Source organism: Persicitalea sp. (assembly GCF_041751555.1).
Lineage (GTDB): Bacteria > Bacteroidota > Bacteroidia > Cytophagales > Spirosomataceae > Persicitalea.
The window spans coordinates 1-4,810 of the sequence record NZ_JBGSXF010000445.1 but is presented as its reverse complement, the minus strand read 5'-3'; the positions used below and the strand labels follow the sequence as shown (position 1 = coordinate 4,810).

Here is a 4,810-nt window from a genome sequence, read left to right as displayed (position 1 = left end):
ACTGCCGCAGCCCTTTCAAGTACTCGATGCTTATCGGTACGAAGGCCAGTTCCTTTTCGCTTTCGTCCTCGATGAAAAAGTGTTTGATGCCGACCTTCTTGGCGGCGCGGATCACGTTCTCCATGTCGATTTGCCCAGTGCCGAGCGGTACGTCGTTTTCATGGGGAGTGCCGCCCGTCAGGTCACCTTCTATACCCTCTTTGAGGTCTTTGAGGTGCATCAGCTTCCAGCGGCTGCCGTATTTGTTGAGCAAGGCCACCGGATCGCCACCGCCGAAGTGCGTCCAAAGCACATCCATTTCGAAGGATACGTATTTTGGGTCTGTGTTTTGAATGAGGTAGTCCATCAACGTACCATCGCCGTGAGGCTGAAACTCATAGCCGTGGGTATGATAACAAAACGTAAGTCCGTTGTCTTTCAGTACTTTGCCGACGCGGTTGAAGTCCTCCACGGCTTTCTTAGCATTCTCGAGATTAAATTGACCACGCTGGTGCGGAATCCAGGCTACCATCACGAATTTGGAACCCAAAGCCTTGGCTTGCTCCACGACTTTCATCGGATCTTTCACGATTTGTTCGTAACCTGCTCCGGTGCCAACAATATCGATACCTCTCGCGGCACACATTTCGCGGAATTCTTCGGGCGTGAGTCCTTTCGGTGTGCCCGCTTCAATTTCAGTGATCCCCAGTTTTTGAATCGTGTCCAACACGGCGGCTACACCTTTGTCCCAGTGATTACGGTAAGTGTAAGCCTGCACACCCAGCGGGTGGGTGTAAAGTGGTTTGCCCTTTTTCTGCGCCTGTACCGCCGAAAAATCAAGCCCTATCAAAGTGATCGCGGCGATAAATATGAATATTTTCTTCATCATTTTAAATAATAAGTTATTGATTTAAAGATTTTTACACTAATAAACTAAACAAGTACCCGTTTTCTAGCAAAGAAAAACTTGCTCCTGTTTTACTCATAAATCTATCAATAGTCTCCCTGAAAACGTCCAACGAAAACTGACTTTCAGTTCGAAGTTTTCGTCCCATCGTGCTTTGTCGTTACTTTGTTGCTGTAATATGTTATTCTGAAACAAAAAAGCCCGCAATTAATGGCCAAGCGCCAACCTCCCAAAGACCATCGTCATGTTCTGTTGATGAACGGCCCCGACCACAAAGGACTGATTTACCTGGTAACTCGCGTGCTGTTCGAGAACCAGCAAAACATCATTAAGAACGACGAGTACGTTAGTCCATCCGGGCGGTTTTTCATGCGGACGGAGTTCGAGGGTGATGCTGACCTGACCCAACTCACAAAAACGCTCGAAGCCGAACTACCCGAAGGAATCGGTCTGCGCATCAATCCGACTAAGAAAAAGGACATCGTGCTGCTGGTCACAAAGGAACATCATTGCCTGGCCGAACTACTAATTCGATACGCCTTCGACGAACTGGACGCTAACATCCAGGCGGTAGTAAGTAATTACAACATCTTACAGCCCCTGGTGAGCAAATTCGGCATCCCCTTCCATTTTGTGTCGCACGAACACAAGAGTCGTGAAGAACACGAGAACGCTATCTTGCGGACTTTGGAAGTTTATCAGCCTGAGTACCTGGTGTTGGCCAAGTACATGCGGGTGCTGACGCCCAGTTTCGTGCAGCAGTATAACAACCGCATCGTCAACATTCATCACTCCTTCCTGCCTGCCTTCATGGGAGCCAATCCTTACCGGCAAGCCTACGAGCGAGGTGTGAAGATTATCGGCGCCACGGCCCACTTCGTAAACGACGACCTGGACGAAGGCCCAATCATCGCGCAAGACGTCAAGGAAGTGGATCACCGTCTCACGCCGGCCGATATGGCTACACTAGGCCGTGATACAGAAAAGTTGGTACTATCGAAGGCCCTGAAATTGATCTTTAACGACCGGGTTTTCATTTACGATAACCGGACGGTGATTTTATAAGGGTTCCGGCGCTAAGGATCCTGTTTTGCTTCGCTTGAACGCTACGGGTCAGGCGTGGGTTGCTTTCGCCCGCCAGACGCGGCATGCCGCGTCTCTACCTTTGCCCCTACCGCTTTTTCCGCTCGGCCTTCCTTTCTTCGCGCTTTTCCTTTCGCTCTTCGCGGCGTTCTTCTCTTTGTTCGCGTCGGTCTTCGCGGTAGAGATCCCAGGCTTCTTTTACACTAAGCGTGTTGTCAAAGCTATCGGTCAGGGCACTAACGTAGCCGTTGCGCAGCACTCCGATGAGCGTAGGCCACACACCCGTTTCAACGTTTTCCACGGTCCCATTCAGCGGGATACGCGTCGCTACCTGATCTTTCACCTTGTTTTCCAGTAGCTTGTTACCACCTTCTGCCAATAATTCAATCACAAACTGCGTGACGGTTCGTTTATCGCCTTCGTTCCACTCAAAAATCTTCATGTCGTGGGTGAGCGGTTTGAGGTAACCCTGTAATTTGCCATCCAGCATTTCCATTTCACTCACCAAATCAAGCGTTCCTTTTTCAAAGTCGATACCGGCGTAACGCTTGGAAAGCGCGTTGAGCTTAACAAGTTGCAGGTCATTGAGTTTGAGATTGTAGTTCATGTCCGGCATTTCCTTCAGCAACTGCATATTGGCGTCAAAAGTCATCGTGCCGCCGAAACCGGGAAGATCACCCGAGGCTGTCACGGGTGAGGGAAATTTATCGTCGTTCTCGACCACATTGCGAATATTGGCGATTTCGAGGTCAAAATCCTTCATTGACAGGTCGGTGCTGGGCTGCGATACCACGTTGGTGAGGTTGATTGTGCCGTTGGTAACCGTAAAGCGGTTGATATTGATCGGCAACAGATCTTTGATGACCTGTGTCCAGTCTTCTTCGGTTCCGGTTTGGCTGGCCTCCTCGCTTTCGCTGAAAGCAAAATTGATTTCGGGCCGTATACAGGCCACTTCCGCCACTAGCTGACCTTTAAACAGGGACTTCCACTCGACGGAAAGGTCCATTTTTGGGATCATGATAAAGGGCTTCTCGATCTTGCCATCTACTTTACGAATGTTGATGCTGTCGATTTGGTAGGCCCCGCGGTACAGTGTAATGTCCACGTCGCTCACATGTCCGGTGTAGCCGTCGAGGTCGGCCAGCGTCTTATTCACGTACTTCAATACGAAGTAGGGTAGCAGTAGCCGCGCTACAATAAGTAATATGACGATGCCGAGAAAAATCTTTACCGACTTTTTCAAAATGCAGAATGGTTTGGTGTAAAAAAGGAGTTCCCGTTTTAGGAACTCCAAAGCTAATTGCTTCTGTAAAAATTGATGCCAAAGCGTCCCGTACTAAACCACCACCACCGGTAAAGTACCGTTCGGCTCCTCCTTTTTCTCTTCAGGAAAAACGAATTTCATGGGTCGAGAGACGGTTTCTGGTAGTAGCGCGGCGGCCAGCACCTCATCTACCGTATCGACGTAATGGAACGACAAATCCTTAATATAATCGGCCTGGACTTCGTTCACGTCTTTTTTATTTTTCACACAAAGAATGATCTCCTTCACTCCCGCCCGGCGGGCCGCCAGTATTTTTTCCTTGATACCACCTACAGGCAGCACCTTGCCGCGGAGCGTGATTTCGCCCGTCATGGCGACGAACGGCTTTACACGTCGCTGGGTGAAGATCGAAGCCATTGAGGTAAGCATAGTGATACCCGCCGACGGGCCATCTTTGGGTACCGCCCCGGCGGGAACGTGGACGTGCAGATCATAGTGATTGAATACGCGGTAGTCGATTCCCAGCCGCTCGGCGTGAGCTTTGAGGTACGAAAGTGCCGTCACGGCAGACTCCTTCATCACGTCGCCCAGTTGTCCCGACAACGTCAGGACACCCTTGCCGCGGCTGAGGCTGGTTTCAATAAACAGAATTTCGCCGCCTACCGATGTCCAGGCCAGGCCAGTTACGACGCCCGCGATGTCGTTGTCCTGGTACAAATCTTTGTCGAAAATCTCCGCTCCGAGCATTTTCTCGACCTGCTCAGCCTTCACCGTTTTGGAGTAGTCCTGTTCCATGGCGATGGACTTAGCCACCTTACGCATCAATGTACCAACCTTCTGCTCCAGATTCCTGACACCCGACTCGCGGGTGTATCCCTCGATAACCTTTTGCAGGGCTTTGTCTTCAATTTTGACGTTGGTGGCTTTCAATCCGTTCTCTTTCCGCTGTTTGGGAACGAGGTACTTTTTGGCGATCTGCAACTTTTCCTCCATCGTGTAGCCCGTCATCTCTATGATTTCCATCCGGTCGCGCAAGGCAGGATTGATGGTTTCGAGGGAGTTGGCCGTGGCGATGAAAAGTACTTTCGAAAGATCATACTCGACCTCCATGAAGTTATCAGTAAAGTTAGCGTTCTGCTCGGGGTCAAGTACTTCCAGCAGGGCCGAAGCCGGGTCGCCCCGGAAGTCAGAACTTACCTTATCAATTTCGTCCAGAATAAAGACCGGATTGGACGAACCTGCCCGCTTAATAAGCTGAATCACCTTGCCCGGCATGGCACCGATGTAGGTCTTGCGGTGGCCGCGAATTTCGGCTTCGTCATGAACACCGCCCAGGGCCATGCGAATGTACTTGCGGTTGAGGGCCTTGGCCACCGACTTACCCAGCGAAGTCTTGCCCACGCCGGGAGGGCCGTACAGGCAGAGAATCGGGGCCTTCATATTGTTCTTCAGTTTCAAGACCGCCAGATATTCGATGATGCGCTCCTTCACCTTTTCCAAACCGAAGTGTTCAGAGTCGAGGATTTTTTGCGCCCGTACGAGGTCGAAATTATCCTTAGTAAATTCCTCCCACGGCA

At 50.6% G+C, this 4,810-nt stretch carries 4 protein-coding genes; 1 reads left to right on the top strand and 3 read right to left on the bottom strand.

All coding sequences use genetic code 11. The annotated features are described in order from the left end of the window. Window positions 1–868: sugar phosphate isomerase/epimerase family protein (locus tag ACEW8P_RS15650; protein ID WP_373514018.1), on the bottom strand; the 868-nt coding region annotated here is incomplete at its 3' end. Window positions 869–1,096: 228 nt separating this feature from the next. On the opposite strand from ACEW8P_RS15650, the gene purU reads away from it, so the two are divergent. Next, on the top strand, window positions 1,097–1,951 hold the full coding sequence (purU, locus tag ACEW8P_RS15645) for a formyltetrahydrofolate deformylase (protein WP_373514017.1): 855 nt from the start codon (window positions 1,097–1,099) through the stop codon (window positions 1,949–1,951). 106 nt (window positions 1,952–2,057) lie between these two features. Here the strand turns inward: purU and ACEW8P_RS15640 are convergent, their stop codons facing one another. Together ACEW8P_RS15640 and lon are read right to left on the bottom strand one after the other, a co-directional pair. Then, complete coding sequence (locus ACEW8P_RS15640; RefSeq protein WP_373514016.1) at window positions 2,058–3,212, bottom strand: DUF748 domain-containing protein; 1,155 nt, start codon at window positions 3,210–3,212, stop codon at window positions 2,058–2,060. A 93-nt stretch (window positions 3,213–3,305) separates the two neighbouring features. Further along, window positions 3,306–4,810 (bottom strand): endopeptidase La (lon, locus tag ACEW8P_RS15635; protein WP_373514015.1); only part of this gene is annotated, 1,505 nt, incomplete at its 5' end.

Excerpts from the sequence above, each read along its gene's own strand:
- purU (WP_373514017.1), top strand. The coding sequence starts at position 1,097 with ATGGCCAAGCGCCAACCTCCCAAAGACCATCGTCATGTTCTGTTGATG.